This is a genomic window from Desulfomicrobium orale DSM 12838, assembly GCF_001553625.1.
Lineage (GTDB): Bacteria > Desulfobacterota > Desulfovibrionia > Desulfovibrionales > Desulfomicrobiaceae > Desulfomicrobium > Desulfomicrobium orale.
The window spans coordinates 535,117-551,113 of the sequence record NZ_CP014230.1 but is presented as its reverse complement, the minus strand read 5'-3'; the positions used below and the strand labels follow the sequence as shown (position 1 = coordinate 551,113).

13 protein-coding genes are annotated in these 15,997 nt (G+C 63.1%); 12 read left to right on the top strand and 1 reads right to left on the bottom strand.

The window, feature by feature from the left end:
* Nucleotides 1–123 precede the first annotated feature (123 nt).
* Nucleotides 124–1,806, top strand: a complete 1,683-nt coding sequence (locus AXF15_RS02415; RefSeq protein ID WP_066608580.1) for a SulP family inorganic anion transporter — start codon at nucleotides 124–126, stop codon at nucleotides 1,804–1,806.
* A gap of 88 nt (nucleotides 1,807–1,894) precedes the next feature.
* Here the strand turns inward: AXF15_RS02415 and nhaC are convergent, their stop codons facing one another.
* The gene (gene nhaC / locus AXF15_RS02410) at nucleotides 1,895–3,277 is read right to left on the bottom strand and encodes a Na+/H+ antiporter NhaC (protein ID WP_066602810.1); all 1,383 of its coding nucleotides are present in this window, start codon (nucleotides 3,275–3,277) and stop codon (nucleotides 1,895–1,897) included.
* A gap of 306 nt (nucleotides 3,278–3,583) precedes the next feature.
* Here nhaC and mraZ point away from each other — a divergent pair, with 306 nt between their 5' ends.
* The 11 genes from mraZ to murC all read left to right on the top strand — a co-directional run bounded on the left by mraZ (nucleotide 3,584) and on the right by murC (nucleotide 15,996).
* Complete coding sequence (gene mraZ / locus AXF15_RS02405; RefSeq protein ID WP_066602807.1) at nucleotides 3,584–4,039, top strand: division/cell wall cluster transcriptional repressor MraZ; 456 nt, start codon at nucleotides 3,584–3,586, stop codon at nucleotides 4,037–4,039.
* Nucleotides 4,040–4,047: 8 nt separating this feature from the next.
* Nucleotides 4,048–5,034, top strand: a complete 987-nt coding sequence (gene rsmH, locus AXF15_RS02400) for a 16S rRNA (cytosine(1402)-N(4))-methyltransferase RsmH (protein WP_066602802.1) — start codon at nucleotides 4,048–4,050, stop codon at nucleotides 5,032–5,034.
* Nucleotides 5,031–5,312, top strand: coding sequence for a hypothetical protein (locus tag AXF15_RS02395; protein ID WP_236884804.1), 282 nt, complete (start codon nucleotides 5,031–5,033; stop codon nucleotides 5,310–5,312). The genes rsmH and AXF15_RS02395 overlap by 4 nt, the downstream gene beginning before the upstream one ends.
* 92 nt (nucleotides 5,313–5,404) lie before the next feature.
* Nucleotides 5,405–7,264, top strand: coding sequence for a penicillin-binding transpeptidase domain-containing protein (locus AXF15_RS02390; RefSeq protein ID WP_236884847.1), 1,860 nt, complete (start codon nucleotides 5,405–5,407; stop codon nucleotides 7,262–7,264).
* Between the two features lie 4 nt (nucleotides 7,265–7,268).
* On the top strand, nucleotides 7,269–8,690 hold the full coding sequence (locus AXF15_RS02385) for a UDP-N-acetylmuramoyl-L-alanyl-D-glutamate--2,6-diaminopimelate ligase (RefSeq protein ID WP_066602797.1): 1,422 nt from the start codon (nucleotides 7,269–7,271) through the stop codon (nucleotides 8,688–8,690).
* Between the two features lie 2 nt (nucleotides 8,691–8,692).
* Nucleotides 8,693–10,045, top strand: coding sequence for a UDP-N-acetylmuramoyl-tripeptide--D-alanyl-D-alanine ligase (locus AXF15_RS02380; RefSeq protein WP_066602795.1), 1,353 nt, complete (start codon nucleotides 8,693–8,695; stop codon nucleotides 10,043–10,045).
* Nucleotides 10,042–11,118, top strand: coding sequence for a phospho-N-acetylmuramoyl-pentapeptide-transferase (gene mraY / locus AXF15_RS02375; RefSeq protein WP_066602792.1), 1,077 nt, complete (start codon nucleotides 10,042–10,044; stop codon nucleotides 11,116–11,118). The genes AXF15_RS02380 and mraY overlap by 4 nt, the downstream gene beginning before the upstream one ends.
* Before the next feature lie 6 nt (nucleotides 11,119–11,124).
* Nucleotides 11,125–12,426, top strand: a complete 1,302-nt coding sequence (murD, locus tag AXF15_RS02370; protein ID WP_066602789.1) for a UDP-N-acetylmuramoyl-L-alanine--D-glutamate ligase — start codon at nucleotides 11,125–11,127, stop codon at nucleotides 12,424–12,426.
* The gene (gene ftsW / locus AXF15_RS02365) at nucleotides 12,423–13,544 is read left to right on the top strand and encodes a putative lipid II flippase FtsW (protein WP_066602786.1); all 1,122 of its coding nucleotides are present in this window, start codon (nucleotides 12,423–12,425) and stop codon (nucleotides 13,542–13,544) included. Before murD ends, ftsW begins: the two co-directional genes overlap by 4 nt.
* Nucleotides 13,541–14,617: an undecaprenyldiphospho-muramoylpentapeptide beta-N-acetylglucosaminyltransferase gene (gene murG / locus AXF15_RS02360; RefSeq protein ID WP_066602783.1), complete on the top strand. Its 1,077-nt coding sequence runs from the start codon at nucleotides 13,541–13,543 to the stop codon at nucleotides 14,615–14,617. The genes ftsW and murG overlap by 4 nt, the downstream gene beginning before the upstream one ends.
* 11 nt (nucleotides 14,618–14,628) lie before the next feature.
* Nucleotides 14,629–15,996: a UDP-N-acetylmuramate--L-alanine ligase gene (gene murC, locus AXF15_RS02355; RefSeq protein WP_066608576.1), complete on the top strand. Its 1,368-nt coding sequence runs from the start codon at nucleotides 14,629–14,631 to the stop codon at nucleotides 15,994–15,996.
* The last annotated feature ends 1 nt before the right edge of the window (nucleotide 15,997 follow it).

Here is a 15,997-nt window from a genome sequence, read left to right as displayed (position 1 = left end):
GGGCGTTTTTTTGACCTGCCGCGCCAGGTCCGTCTGAAATGCTTGCGGAGCCTTGCGTCCGCGAGTAGCTCCGTCGGCTTTGGGCTTTGAATCTGACGGAGAACGGAGAGAAGACGTATGTTCATGACAGGAATGACACCGGGAAGCCGGGATGCCTTCGTGCCCCGGACATTCACGGTGCTGCGCGAAGGGTATGGCGGGGGGCTGTTCATCCGGGACTGCATCGCCGGGCTGACTGTGGGCATCGTGGCCCTGCCTCTGGCCATGGCTTTCGGCATCGCTTCCGGCGTGACGCCGGATCAGGGGCTGTTCACGGCCATTGTGGCCGGGTTTCTGATTTCCCTTCTGGGCGGCAGCCGCTACCAGATCGGCGGACCCACCGGGGCCTTCGTGGTCATCATTTTCAACGTCATCCACAAGCATGGATACGACGGTCTGGTGGTGACCACTCTGCTGGCCGGAGCCATGCTGCTCGTTTTCGGCCTGTGCCGTCTGGGCTCCCTCATCAAGTTCATTCCCCACCCGGTGACCACGGGTTTTACCACGGGCATAGGCGTGCTCATTTTTTCCTCCCAGATGAAGGACTTCTTCGGGCTGGCCATGCGGGAAACTCCACCGGAGTTTTTCGCCAAATGGGAGGCGTACTGTCAGCATGCGTCCACGTTCAGCCCGGCGACCCTGGGCGTGGCGCTGCTCAGTCTGACCGCCATCCTGGCCGTGCGCCGCTTTATCCCGCGCATTCCCGGACCGGTGGTGGGTGTGGTGCTGGCTTCCGTGGCGGTCTGGGTCTTCGGGCTGGATGTGGAGACCATCGGCAGCCGTTTCGGCGGCATTCCCGCCAAGCTGCCGACCCTGGTCATTCCCCAGGTGACGATGGAGCAGGTTCGCCTGCTTCTGCCGGACGCCATGACCATAGCCCTGCTGGCGGGCATCGAGTCCCTTCTGTCCTGCGTGGTGGCCGACGGCATGACCGGCGACAAGCATAACTCCAATGTGGAACTCACGGCCCAGGGTGCAGCGAATATCGCTTCAGTGCTGTTTGGCGGTATTCCGGCCACGGGAGCCATCGCACGCACGGTGACCAACATCCGCTCCGGCGGGCAGACCCCTGTGGCGGGCATGGTCCACGCTCTGGTGCTGGTGGGCTTTATCCTTTTTCTGGCCCCGCTGGCGTCGTTCATTCCTCTGGCCAGCCTGGCCGCGGTGCTGGTGGTGGTCGCCTGGGACATGAGCGAGCCGCGCAAGTTCATGCGCGCATTCCGCGCGCCCAAGTCCGATTCATCGGTCATGCTGCTGACCTTTGCGCTGACCGTGGCCGTGGATCTGACCGTAGCAGTGTACGTGGGCGTGATACTGGCGGCCATTTTGTTCATGCGCCGGATGAGTGAGGTCACCTCCATCTGTTCGTGTGAGCTTGGCGAAATGGCCCGTGCGGCGGGCAAGAACATTGAGGAATTGGTTATCCCCGAGGGCGTGCGCGTGTATGAAATCGACGGGCCGTTCTTTTTCGGCGTGGCGGACAGGTTTCAGGATGTGCTGTCCCGTCTGGAAGGGCAGCCCAAGGTGTTCATCCTGCGGATGCGCAAGGTGCCGACGGTGGATTCGACAGGCATCAACGCTCTGGAGAACTTCGTGCGCACCTGTCGGTCCAGAGGTGTCCATGTGGTTCTGTCCGGAGTGAGGGACCGGGCTCGTATGGTCTTTGCGCGCATGGGCACGGAGGAACTGATCGGCCGGCCGAACATCTGCGGCAACATCGATCACGCTCTGGCCCGGGCCGGCGAACTGCTGGCCCAGGCGGACTAGGCCGCCATCGGGCCGCCGCGGGTTTTCTGGTCACACAAAAAAGCCACCCGAAGGTGGCTTTTTCATTGTAATTCTCTCCGGCGGGGGCTTATCCGCGCGCCGGGGTGCCGTTTTTCCAGATGCCGAAGCCGGTCATGGCGCAGAGTATGGAAAAGACGGGCACCATCCAGTTCAGGAAGGCGTAGGGCGCAAAATCCCAGGCTGTGACGTGCAGCACTCCGGCGATGTAAAAGGCGTGCACGCTCCAGGGCACCAGCGGGCAGCCGATGGTACCCGCATCTTCGCAGGTGCGGGAGAGCACGGCCGGATGCACATCGGCCTTGCGGAAGGGTTCCAGAAAGGCCCGGCCGGGCACGATGACGGCCAGCATCTGGCTGCCCGTGCCGAGCAGAATCATATAGGCCGCCACCAGCGTGGAAAAGACAAGGCGCACGGCCGACGTTGCACCGCGCAGCATGGCGTCCAGAATGACCGACAGCACCTGAGCCTTTTCCAGGACCCCGCCGAAAGCCACCCCCGAACAGAGCAGCAGCACCGTGGGCATGATGCTCATGATACCGCCGCGCGAGAGCAGTTTGTCCAGCTCGGGCAGACCCGTGTTGGAAACGTAACCCGAGGTCAGGAGCTTGGCCATGGGGGCGAGTTCCACGCCTTGGATCAGGGCGATGATCACAGCGCTCAGAAGACACACGAACATGGTCGGCAGCACGGGTTGGCGCAGGAAGGCCAGGATGATCATGAGCACGGGCGGGATGAAGGCCCAGACGGACAGGGAAAAGGATGTTTCCAGGGTGGCGAGAAGGGCCTGCAGGTTGTCCAGAGGCGCCTGGGCCTGGGTTTTCCCGAGAAAGGCGTAGATGACGCCGGCGCAGACAAAGGCCGGAATCGTGGTCCAGCACATGGAGCCGATGTGCCGGAACAGCGGCGTTTCGCAGATACTGGCTGTGATGTTGGTGGAGTCGGACACCGGGGACATCTTGTCTCCGAGATAGGCCCCGGACACGATGGCTCCCACGGTCATGGCCGCGGGAAATCCCAGGGCTTCGCCCACGCCGAGCAGGGCCACGCCGAGAGTGCCCATGGTCCCGAAGGACGTGCCCGTGGCCAGGGAGGCCATGGAGCAGAGCAGCATGGCCGAAAGCAGGAAATACTGCGGAGAGAGGAGCTTGAGACCCCAGTAGATGATGGCCGGAATAGTGCCCGAGGCCATCCACGCCGCGATGATCATGCCCACCAGTATCAGGATGGCGATGGCGATCTGGATGCGTCCGAGGGCCTCGAACATGCCTTCCTGCAATTCTGCCCAGGAATATCCGATGGGCAGGCACATGATGGCCGCCAGGGCCAGGGCCGCGAGCAGCGGCAGAACCGGCGGGCGCACTCCCACCCAGACCGTGCCATAGAGAATGACTCCGATGGGGATGATGAGGGCCGCCAGAGCCCAGAGCAGGGACGGTTTTCTTTTTTCCATGCGCTCTCTCCTTAAGAAAATGTATGCGGCGCAATCTGCCGTTTTTTCTCCCGCAAGACAACGTCCGCAGCGCCGGAGGCGATTCTTTTCCCACAGCCGTCATATCCGCCGTTTCTCTCCACAATTTCATTTTTCCAGATAGTTAAAGGAATCCCGATGCGATTTGTATTTTTAGAGCCAGGCGGATCACATCGCATTTATTAAGGAATGATGCGGGAAAAGTGGGAGATGGACTTGACGCCTCTCGGGGTTGGCGCATAGGGAGTGGGAAAAAGTGGTAAAAAGTGGAAAAAGGCGCGAGGAAACATGTTCAGGGGACACGCATACAGGTCGCAGGATCCAAAGGGACGGCTCATGCTGCCTCCGGAGTTCCGTGACGAGGTTTTCGTCCAGTCTCCGGAAGGCAGGCTCGTGCTGACCAATTTCGACGACTGTGTGGCGGCCTATCCTCTGCCCGAATGGGAAACCATCGAGCGGAGCTTTTCCTCTTTGAACATGGCCAACCGGCAGATGCGCGATCTTCACCGCTTTTTCATTTCCGGGGCAGTGGAAGTCACTCTCGACAAGCAGGGGCGGGTGCTCATTCCACCGCACCTGCGCAGCTACGCCGGCCTGCACAAGGAGATCGTCCTGGCGGGCGTGGGCAGAAAGTTCGAGATATGGGATCTGGAACGCTTCGAGGAGCAGCGCAGGGCCGTGCAGGGCAATTTCGATCAGACCATGGACGACCTGGCCGCCCAGGGCTTTGAACTGCGTTTTTGACAGGTGGCATGACAGACAACGATTCCGAACATCCGGTGGATGCGGCGGCCGGTCACATTCCGGTCATGCTGGACGAGGTCATGGACTGGATCGCGCCCCGGCCGGGCGGCAGGTATCTGGACGCGACCCTGGGTCTTGGCGGCCATGCCGGACGGATCATGGAGCTGACCTCCGGCGGGGCGCGGCTGCTCGGTCTGGACAGGGACCGGCAGGCTCTGGATGCGGCCCGCGCGAGGCTTGCCCCGTATGGAGAGCGGGTCGTGACCGCGCACATGTCCTTCAGGTTTTTCGAGTCCGCCCTGGCCGAGGCGGGTTGGGACGCCGTGGACGGGGTCATCGCCGATCTGGGAGTGTCCTCCCTGCAACTGGACAGTGCGGAGCGCGGTTTTTCCTTTGTGCACGACGGACCTTTGGACATGCGCATGGATCCGGATTCCGGAGCGGAGCCTGCCGCCAATATCGTGAATACCGCCTCCTGCGAGCGCCTGAAAAAACTGATCTGGGAATACGGAGAGGAACCCCTGGCCGGACGTATCGCCCGGGCCGTGGTCGCGGCCAGGGAAGAGAAAAAGATCGAGACCACGCTGGAACTGGCCCGGATCGTGGCGGCGGCCTACCCGGCCAGGCGGCGCGCCCTGGCCCGCAACCATCCGGCCACGCGGACGTTTCAGGCACTGCGTATCGCGGTGAACCGCGAGCTGGAAGAAATCGAGACTTTTCTGGGCCGGGTTATCGACTTCCTGCGTCCCGGCGGACGTGTGGCGGTCATCTCCTTTCACTCTCTGGAGGATCGAATCGTGAAGCGGATTTTCCGCCGGGAAAGCACGGACTGTCTCTGCCCCTGGGAATACCCGGTCTGCCGGTGCGGGCATGCGCGCAAGCTGATCCTGCCGATGCGCAAGCCTCTTGTTCCCGGTGTCGGAGAGATGCGCCGCAACAGCCGCAGCCGGAGCGCCAAGCTGCGGGTGGCCGAACGCGTCGGGAAGGAATCGTGAACACGAGCGGGGGATCGGGTTTCTGGGGACTGGCCTGCATGTTTCTGCTGACCATCATTCTCGGTCTGGCCCTTGTCTGGGTGAACATTGAACGGGTCGATCTGGCCTACGGGCTGAAGGTTCTGGACCGCGAGCTTCAGGAGAAGCGGGAGCAGTACTCCAAGCTTCAGGTGGAGCGTCACTATCTGCTGGCTCCGGCCACCTTGCGGGAAAGAGCCGAAAAAGCCGGGCTCAAGCCGCCTCATCGGGACCAGATCCGTATTTTGGAAGAACATTGAAAAACAGAGCGCGACCCCAAAAAAGAAGCGAGAACAAGCCGCCTCGTGACCGAAGCCGCGGAAAGATCATTTTCGCGGGTTTCGTGTTTGCCATGGCTCTGATGGGGCTGTGGGCCCGCGCGTATCATGTGCAGGTGGTCAAGGGGCCGCAGTACGCGAAGATGGCCAACCGCCAGTACTGGGCTTCGGAGACCGTGTCCGGAAAGCGTGGCGAGATTCACGACCGCAACGGGCTCTTGCTGGCCAAGTCCATCACCACGCAGTCCGTTTATGTCCGCCCCAGGGAGATCGTGGACCGCTGGACCACGGCCCGGCGTCTGGCTCCCATTCTGGGTGTGCAGCCCAAAAAGGTCAGTGCGCTGCTCGACCCCAAGAAACCTTTTGTCTGGGTCGGCCGCAAGATCAGCGACGCTCAGGCCAGCGCTATCCGCAAGGCGGACCTGCCCGGCGTGTATCTGGATGCGGAAACTTCCCGCCAGTATCCGCAGGGGCATCTGGCCGGGCAGCTGCTCGGATTCGTCAATGTGGACGGCAAGGGCATAGAGGGTGTGGAAAAGAGCTTCAACGATCTGCTGGCGCCCTCCTCGACCAAGTACAGGGTGCAGAAGGACGCGGCCGGAAACCGGCTGTCCTCCCCCGAACGCGGCGACGGGGCCGAATTTGACGGCCGGAATCTGAAGCTGACCATCGACAGCCAGGTGCAGCTGGCGGCGGAGCAGGCGCTGGAGCGCAGCGTGGTGAGGGCCCAGGGAAAATACGGCACGGCGCTGGTGGTGGAAATACCCACGGGAGATATTCTGGGCTGGGCCAATTACCCGTATTTCAATCCCAATGTCGTGAAAAAAACGCGGGGCGAATGGAAGAATCGCCTGGCCGTGGATATTTTCGAGCCGGGCTCCACCCTGAAGGCGATTCTGATCGCCGCCGCCCTGCAGGAGAAAATCTGCACGCCGTCCACGGAATATTTCTGCGAGAACGGCAAATGGAGCGTCAAGGGCCGGAGAATCAAGGACACGCACAAATACGGAAACCTGAGCGTGAACAAGATTCTGCGTTATTCGAGCAATATCGGCGTGGCCAAGATCGGTCTGGCTCTGGGGGCGCAGAAGTACAGTCATTATCTGCACGAAATCGGTTTCGCCCGGCCGCTGGGTCTGCCGCTGCCGGGCGAGTCGGCGGGGCTGGTGCGGCCGGCGTCGCAGTGGACGCAGGTGGATCTGGCCAACATCGCCTTTGGCCAGGGCCTGGGCGTGACCGTGCTGCAAATGGCCGAGGCCTATCTGTGCATCGCCAACGACGGCGTGCGCCTGCCGCTGCGCCTGCTCTACGAGCCGGACCGGCCCGTGGAGGGAAAGCGGGTCTTTGATTCCGAAGTGTCCAGGATGGTCATGTCCATGCTGGAGGAAGTGGTTCAGGAGGACGGCACCGGAACCCGCTCCAGAATCGAGGGCGTGCGTGTGGCCGGGAAGACGGGCACGGCCCAGAAGGCCAGCCCCGCGGGTGGCTACGGCAGCGACTACGTGGCGTCCTTTGTGGCGATTTTTCCGGCGGACAAGCCCCGGTATCTGGTGTTCATGATGGTCGATGAGCCTAAGGCCGGGCATTACGGCGGCGTGCTGGTGGCCCCGGAGGTCCGGGAAATCGGCGTGCAGCTGCTGACTGCCTCCGGCATGCTGGCCGAACCGGCGGAGAAAAACCAGGTCGCCCGAGTGACGCCGGAGCGGTATGTGGCCCCGGTGAGCCGGGCCAGCGCCATCTCCGCCGATCAGCCGACCATGCCCGATCTTCAGGGCGCGACGGTGCGTCAGGCCCTGGAGGTGCTGGTGGCCAGGGGGATCGTGCCGACCCTGAGCGGTGACGGCGTGGTGGTGGAAAAACAGAAGCCGCTGCCCGGAGAAAAATGGCCGGAAGACAAGAAATGCCGTCTCTGGCTGGCATACCGGCCGGAGTAGGGAAATGACCGTGAATCTGGAGCCGATCGCAAACATGCTGCGGGGCGAAGCGAAACTGCGCACACATTCGGGAAAGGTACTGCCGGGCGATGTCTTTGTCGCTCTTTCCGGTCTTCGCACCGACGGGGCGCGTTTCATCGACGAAGCCGTTTCACGTGGTGCTGCGGCAGTGGTCCATGCGCGTAAGGCGCGGATTTCCCGCCGGGAGGGCGTGGTTTACGCGGCCGTGGACAACCCGGCCCGGGCGCTGGGCGTTCTGGCCCGCACGGCCTTCAAAACGGAATCCCGGCTGCCGAAAATCATCGGGATCACGGGCACCAACGGCAAAACCACCACCGCGCATCTGTTGCATCATCTGCTCGCGGCCAATGGATTTTCCGCCGGTCTCATCGGCACAGTGCATGTGTCCTGGCCCGGCACGACCCTGCCCGCGACCATGACTACGCCCGATGGTCTCAGTCTGCACGAGATCATGGGCCGCATGGCCGCCGACGGCGTGGAGTATGTGGTCATGGAAGTCTCCTCCCATGCGCTGGCTCAGGAGCGGCTGGCCGGATTGCCTGTGGAAGTGGGGATTTTCTCCAACCTGACCCAGGATCATCTGGATTATCACCACGATATGGACAGCTATTTCGCGGCCAAGGCGCGGCTTTTTGCCGGGGAACATCCGGGATGCGCGCGGGGCGCGGTCAGTCTGGACGACGCCTATGGCCGCAGGCTGAAGGACGTGCGTCCGGAACTCATGGGCTACGGCCTGGGCGCAGGGGACCTGCGCGGCCGGATCGTCGAGTCCGGCACCTGGGGCATGCGGCTTCGCATGGAGTATCGGGGCCGTGAGTGGGAACTGACCACGCGTCTGGCCGGGAAGCACAACGCCAGCAATCTGCTGGCCTGCCAAGGCGCGGGCCTTCTGCTCGGCTTCGAGCCGGAACGGATGCTCTGTCTGGAGCACGCCGCCGGAGCGCCCGGCCGTCTGGAAAGGGTGCCCAATGAACAGGGGCTGGATATTTTCGTGGACTATGCCCACACCCCGGACGCTCTGGAGAAGGTGTCGGCGGCCCTGAAGGAGATGGGTTTCGCCCGCCTGATCACGGTCTTCGGTTGTGGCGGAGACCGGGACGCGGGCAAGCGGCCGCTCATGGGCCGGGCCGTGGCCAGGTCCGCCGATGTGGCCGTGCTGACCTCGGACAACCCCCGCACGGAGGACCCGGAATCCATTCTGGACCAGATCGAGCCCGGTCTGGCCGGAGCGCCCAGGGTCATCCGCGAGGCGGACCGCAGGCGCGCCATTGGCCTTGCCATCGAAAACATGCGTCCCGGCGACGCCCTGCTCATCGCGGGCAAAGGGCATGAGGATTACCAGATAATCGGCACGGAAAAACGCCATTTCTCCGATGTGGAGACGGTGCGGGAGCTTGTGCGGTGAGGATGTCTCTTCGGGAAATAGCCCAGGCCCTGGGTACCAGTGTGGACACGCGGCCGGAGCAGGAGGTCTCGCGGGTCTGCATCGACAGCCGGACCGTCCAGCAGGGCGATCTTTTCTTCTGCATCGTGGGCCGCAATCTGGACGGGCACGGTTTCGTCCGCCAGGCCGTGGAAGGCGGCGCCTGCGCCGTGATTTCCGGCCGTCCTCTGGAGCTTCCGGTGCCGGTCATTCTGGTGCGCGACACAACCCTCGCCCTGGGCCGTCTGGCCCGTTTCTGGCGCGAGAGGACCAAGGCCAGGGTGATCGGCGTGACGGGCTCCGCCGGGAAGACCACGGTCAAGGAGATGCTGGCCCGGGTCCTGGCCGTGGCCGGACGCACAGGCAAGAATTTTCGCAATCTGAACAATCAGATCGGCCTGCCCCTGTCCATTCTGGAAATGGACGGCGAGGAGGATTTCTGGGTGCTGGAGCTTGGCATCAGCCGTCCCGGCGACATGGACGATCTGGGCTACATTCTGGCTCCTGACGCGGCGCTGGTGGTCAATATCGGGCCATGTCATCTGGAGGGGCTGGGCAGTCTGGCCGGAGTGGCGCGGGAGAAAAGCACGCTGCTTGATTACGTCCGTCCGGACGGCTTTGCCTGCGTCGGCGCCGACTATCCGGCCCTGCGGGAAGCCTGCGCCGGCCGGGGGACGGCAGTGGTGGAGTTTTCCGGGCGAAACGGCCGGGCCGCATACGCCTGTCTGGAGAAGAAAGCCGACGGCGAGGGGCTGCTCTATGTCCTGCGGACTCCGGCCGGAGAGATCCGGCTGCGCGTGCCGGATCAGGTCAATGTGGCCGAGAACGTGGCCGCCGTGACGGCCATGAGCATGGAACTGGGCCTGACTCCTGCGGACATCGCCTCCGGGCTGGCCGCCTACTCGCCCGCGCCGCAGCGTTTTGCGGTCAGCCGGGTGGGAGGCTGGACGTTCATTGACGACACTTACAACGCCAATCCCGTGTCCATGGCCTGCTCTCTGGACGAGGCCGTCAGGCTGGCCGGAGACCGCCGTCTGGTGCTGGTGCTGGGGGAAATGCGTGAGCTGGGCGCCGACGCCGAACGGGAACACCGGGAACTCGGACGACGCATCGCGGCCACTCCGGCCACGCATTGTTTTTTTTACGGCGCTCATGCCGGACATGTGCGCGAAGGGCTGGAAGGTTTTTCCGGGGAGTTCATTCCGGCGGCTGCCCCTGAGGATGTTCTCGGGGTCATGCGGGATTTGCGCTCCGAGAAGGGTGTGGTCCTTTTCAAGGGCTCGCGCGGCTGTAAAATGGAAAATTTCTATGCGGCGCTGGAGAGGAGCTGGGCGTGATCTATCATCTTCTGTATCCGCTGAGCGACCAGATAAGCATCCTGAACGTGTTCCGCTACATCACGTTCCGGTCCGTCTATGCCATGCTCACGGCCCTCGTCCTCTCCATCATGATCGGCCCAGCGTTCATCGAATGGCTGCGCAGGCTGCGCTTCGGACAGTACATCAAAAGCTGCGGCCCGGACCATCAGAGCAAGAGCGGCACGCCGACCATGGGCGGCCTGCTGTTCGGATTCTGCATGCTTTTCAGCGTGCTCCTGTGGGGGGATCTGGGCAACAAGTTCGTCTGGCTGGCCATTCTGGTCTTCACGGGTTTCGGCGCGGTGGGTTTTGCCGACGACTATATCAAGATCGTGCGCAAGCATAACGACGGCCTGTCGCCGCGGGCCAAGCTGCTGGGACAGGTGATCGTCAGCCTGGGGGCCATGTCCCTTCTGGTGTCCTTCCCGGAGTACTCGACCCGGCTCGCGGTGCCGTTTTTCAAACACGTGAACCCCGATCTGTCCTGGCTGTACGTGCCCTTCGGCATGTTCGTCATGATCGGGGCTTCAAACGCCGTGAATCTCACGGACGGTCTGGACGGCCTGGCCATCGGACCGGCTGTGGTTTCGGCCGGATGTTTCGCCGTGTTCATCTATGTGGCCGGCCACGCGAACCTGGCCCAGTATCTTCAGGTGACTCCGGTTTCCGGCGTGGGCGAGGTGACGGTCGTCTGCGGAGCCATGGTCGGCGCGGGGCTGGGATTTCTGTGGTTCAATGCCTTTCCGGCTCAGGTGTTCATGGGTGATGTGGGCAGCCTCAGCATCGGCGGAACCCTGGGTTTCACGGCCGTGCTTTGTAAACAGGAGCTGCTGCTGGTGGTGGTGGGCGGGCTTTTTGTCATCGAAACCCTGTCTGTCATCCTGCAGGTGGGATATTTCAAGATGAGCGGCGGCAAGCGGATTTTCCGCATGGCTCCGCTGCATCATCATTTCGAGAAAAAGGGCATGCATGAGTCGAAAATCATCATCCGGTTCTGGATCCTGTCGCTTTTGCTGGCGGTCATGGCACTGGGAACGCTCAAACTCCGGTAGGCCGTGATGCGCGCGCTTTTGCAATCCGATCGGGCCCGCCGGATTCGAGGCCTCCGGGCCGTGGTGGTGGGGGCCGGGCGTTCGGGTCTGGCCGCGGCCGGGCTGCTGGCCGAACTGGGCGCGGAGACGAGCGTGCTGGAGCGCAGCGCCGCCGCGGCCGGAGTGGCTGCGGAAAGCCGGAGATATACCGTCGTGTGCGGCGAGCACCGGGCCGAGGATTTTTCCGGGGCGGATCTGGTGGTCCTGAGCCCCGGCGTGCCCCGTTCCCGCATGGAATCCATGATACCGCCGCAGGCACGGGTGATCTCGGAGCTGGAACTGGCCAGTTGGTTCGTCTCCGAAACCGTTGTGGCGGTCACCGGCACCAACGGCAAAACCACCACCACCACGCTGATCAGCCGCATTCTGGAGCGAAACGGCCGGGAGGTCTTCACCGGCGGCAATATCGGCACGCCCCTGTGCGAATATGTGCTGGGGGACCGGCAGGCCGAAATTCTGGTTCTGGAAGTGTCCAGTTTCCAGTTGCAGAATTCCCCGACGTTTCATCCCTGCGTGGCGGTGCTGCTCAATTTTTCGGCCAACCATCTGGATTATCACGACTGCATGGAAGAATATCTGGAAGCCAAACTGTCCATGTTCGCGCATATGGAGCCCGGCGATCTGGCCATTGCGCCCGCGTCCATGCGCGAAGAACTGGAGGGCCGGGATTTCACCCGCGCCCGGCGGGAATACTTCTCGGCTTCGGACCGTTTTTCCTGCCCCGGACTGCCCGGCGAGCACAACCTGGCCAACATGGAAGCCGCGTTTCTGGTCTGCCGCCATTTCGGACTGGATCAGGATCAGGTGCAGCGGGGCATCGACGGCTTTCTGCCGCTGCCCCACCGCCTGGAAGCGGTCACCGAGCATGCCGGGATCATGTTCGTGGACGACTCCAAATCCACGACCGTCGATTCCACCATCGCGGCCCTGAAGAGCCAGGACAGGCCGGTCCGGCTTCTGGCCGGAGGCGTGTTCAAGGGCGGCGATTTGGGAACGGTCCTGCCGCTCATCCGGGAGAAGGTCCGCGGCATCTATCTGTTCGGCGCTTCCCGCGAGCTTTTTGAATCGGCCTGGAAAGATTGCGGGCTCGACATCTTCTGGGACGCGACCCTGGAAGACGCCGTGCACCGGGCGGCCTCCGAGGCCCGCGCCGGGGAGTGCGTGCTGCTGTCTCCGGCCACCTCCAGTTTCGATCTGTTCGCCAATTACAAAGAGCGCGGACAGGTGTTCCAGAAAACCGTGCGGGAATGGATGGAGGAACCGCAATGATTCCGGGCCGCCGCGAAACTCAGGGAGCCGGAAACGGCTTCGACTACATCCTGCTGGGGGCGGTGATCATGCTGTCGTCCCTGGGACTGGTCATGGTCATGAGTGCGAGCGGCATTATGGCGGAGAAGGTTTTCGGCGACAAATACGCCCTGTTCTGGAAGCAGGGGCTGTTCATGGCCTTGGGGTTCGGCATCCTGCTGACCACCATGCGCGCAAACATGGAGTTCTTTTATCGCAGGACCTATTTCTGGATTCTGCTGGCGGCGGCGCTGCTGCTTCTGACGGTGTTCTCGCCGCTCGGGAACAAGGCCGGAGGAGCCAGCCGGTGGCTGCGTCTGGGACCTGTTTCCGTGCAGCCTCTGGAAGCGGCCAAGATCGCTCTGGTGTTTTATCTGGCCTACTTTTTCGCCAACAAGCAGGAAAAGGTCCGGACCTTCAGCGTGGGCTTTCTGCCGCCCATCATGATGACCGGCATGCTGTGCATGCTGCTTCTGCTGCAGCCGGACTTCGGCGGGGCGGTGTTTCTGGCCGCACTCCTTTTTCTGATGTGTCTGGTGGGCGGCACGCGGATCATCTTTCTGGGCTCGGCCGTCATGCTGGCCGTGGTTTCGGGAATTTTGCTGGTGGTCAACTCGCCGTACCGGTTCCGGCGCATATTTTCCTTTCTCGACCCGTTCAAGGACGCCCAGAACACGGGCTACCAGCTGGTGCAGTCCCTGTACGGGCTGGGCTCCGGCGGCTGGTTCGGCCTGGGGCTGGGCGAAGGGCGGCAGAAGCTTTTTTTCCTGCCCGAGGCGCACAACGATTTCATCATGTCCGTGGTGGGTGAAGAGCTGGGATTTATAGGCATTTCCCTGGTCGTCATTCTGCTGGGCGTGGTGCTGTGGCGGGTGATGGTCATAAGCGTCCGGCAGGAAGGCATGCGCGACCGTATCACGGCTTTCGGAATGGGAGCCATCCTGATCATCGGCGGGCTTCTGAACATGGGCGTGGTCTTTGGAGCCATCCCGCCCAAGGGCGTGCCCATGCCTTTTCTGAGTTACGGCGGCAGCCATCTGGTGGCCGGATTCTTCTGCGCCGGAGTGCTGCTCAATCTGTCGCGCAAGGTGCGGACATGAACAGGCTGATTCTGAGCACAGGCGGCACCGGAGGCCATATTTTCCCCGCCCTGGCCGTGGCCGAGGCGGTGCGCTCCCGTCTGCCGGACTGCCGCATCCTCTTCGTGGGCGGACATCGGGGGCCGGAGCGGCTGTGGGCGGAAAAGGCCGGGCTGGAATTCGCGGCTCTGCCGGCCAGGGGCGTGCTGGGCCGGGGTGTGCGCAGTCTGGGCGCGCTGTTCTGGCTCGGCCGGAGCATGCTCCAGGCTTGGCGGCTGCTGCGCTCCTTCCGGCCGGATGTGGTTCTGGGCCTTGGCGGATATGCCGGGTTCTCCTGCACCCTGACCGCCGTCGTGATGGGTATTCCCACGGCCGTCCACGAGCAGAACAGCGTGCTCGGCGTCAGCAACCGCGTGCTGTCCCGACGGGTGGACCGCGTGCTGGCCAGCTTCGCGGACATGGAACTGCCGGAGACGGCAAGGGCGAAGACCGTGCTCACGGGCAACCCCATTCGCGGGCGGATTCTGGAATTGCCGGAAGATGGCCGGACAGCGGGGCGCAACGTGCTGGTCATGGGCGGCAGCCAGGGAGCTTCGGCCCTCAATCAGGTCATGCTGAAGGAGATGGACGCGTTCAGAAGCCAGGGGCTGCGCATCTGGCTTCAGACGGGCAAGGACGACTTCGCGGCTGTGAGCGAGGCGTATGCGAAGCGGTATCCGGAGGCGCGGGTGGATGCCTTCATAGAAGACATGCGCGCGGCGTATCATTTCGCCGATCTGGTCATCTGCCGGGCCGGAGCCACGACCATCGCCGAGCTGACCGCGATCGGAAAACCCAGCGTGCTGATACCTTTTCCGTATGCCACACACGACCATCAGCTCAAAAACGCCCGCCTTCTGGAACAGGCCGGTGCGGCCATGGTGTTGCAGCAGAACCAGCTGGGCAGCGTCAGCCTGGCTTCGGCCGTGGCCGATCTTTTCCAGATGTCCGGCCGTCTGAACCAGATGGGGCGGGCCGCCAGGGAGATGGGGCATCCCGGCGCCGGGGAAAAGATAGTCGAACAGCTTCTGGAACTCGCGGCGCGGGGCAGGTGAATTTTATGAGCATGAAATCCAAGATCGGAAAAATCCACATGGTGGGCATCGGCGGCTCCGGCATGAACGGTATCGCCGAGGTGCTCATCAATCTGGGATACGAGGTTTCGGGCTCGGATCTGGTCAGAAGCGCGGTGCTGAACCGGCTGGAAAGGCTGGGCGCGACGGTGTTCACGGGACATGCGGCCGAAAATGTCCGCGACGCGCAGGTGGTGGTCCGCTCCTCGGCCGTGCGCGACGACAACCCGGAACTGGCCGAGGCGCGTCTGCGCGGCGTGCCCATCATTCCCAGAGCGGAGATGCTGGCCGAACTCATGCGCCTGAAGACCGGCGTGGCCGTGGCCGGAACGCACGGCAAAACCACCACCACGTCCCTTCTGGCCACAATTTTCATGGAAGCCGGACTCGACCCCACGGTCATCATCGGCGGGCGGCTGAACGCCTACGGGGCCAACGCCATGCTCGGCCAGGGAGCCTATCTCATCGCCGAGGCCGACGAATCCGACGGATCGTTTCTGTGTCTGCTGCCCCTTCTGTCCGTGGTGACCAACATCGACGCCGACCATCTGGATTTCTACAAGGGGCTGGACGAAATCCGGGACAGCTTCGTCAGCTTCATGAACAGCGTGCCCTTTTACGGCCTGAATGTGGTCTGCGGCGACGATCCGGGCGTGCGTTCCGTTCTGCCCCGTGTCCGCCGGCCCGTTTTGACCTATGGTTTCGGGGAGGACAACGTCCTGCGGGCGGAGATCGTCACCTGCGAGGCGGGGTCGAATTTCCGGGTGTACCGGGACGGCGAATTCTGGGGAGAGGTCTTGCTGGCCCATCCCGGCCGCCACAACGTGCTGAACGCCCTGGCAGCCATCGGCGTGGCCGAGGAGGCGGGCATTTCCAGGGAGGATATCATCCGGGGCCTGGGCGCGTTCGCCGGGGTCGGACGGCGGTTCGAACACAGAGGCTCACGGGACGGCGTGCTGGTGGTGGACGACTACGGCCATCATCCCACGGAAATCGCCGCGACGCTGGAGACGGCCAGGACCTGTTATCCGGACCGGCGTCTGGTGGTGGCTTTTCAGCCGCACCGGTTCTCACGCACGCAGGCGCTTTTCGGGGAGTTCTCCAAAGTTTTCGAGCCGGTGGATCAGCTGCTGCTGACGGAGATCTATCCGGCCAGCGAGGCTCCGATCCCCGGCGTCAGCGGCCAGAGTCTGGCCCAGGCTGTGCGCCAGGTCAGCCGCACGCCGGTCAGCTTTTTCGAGAGTTTCGACGAGTTGGGTGCGGAACTGGGCAGGATTCTTCGGCCGGGCGATCTGCTCCTGACCCTGGGCGCGGGCAGTATCTGGACCGTGGGACAGAAATTTGTGGACGGGGAGATCTGAA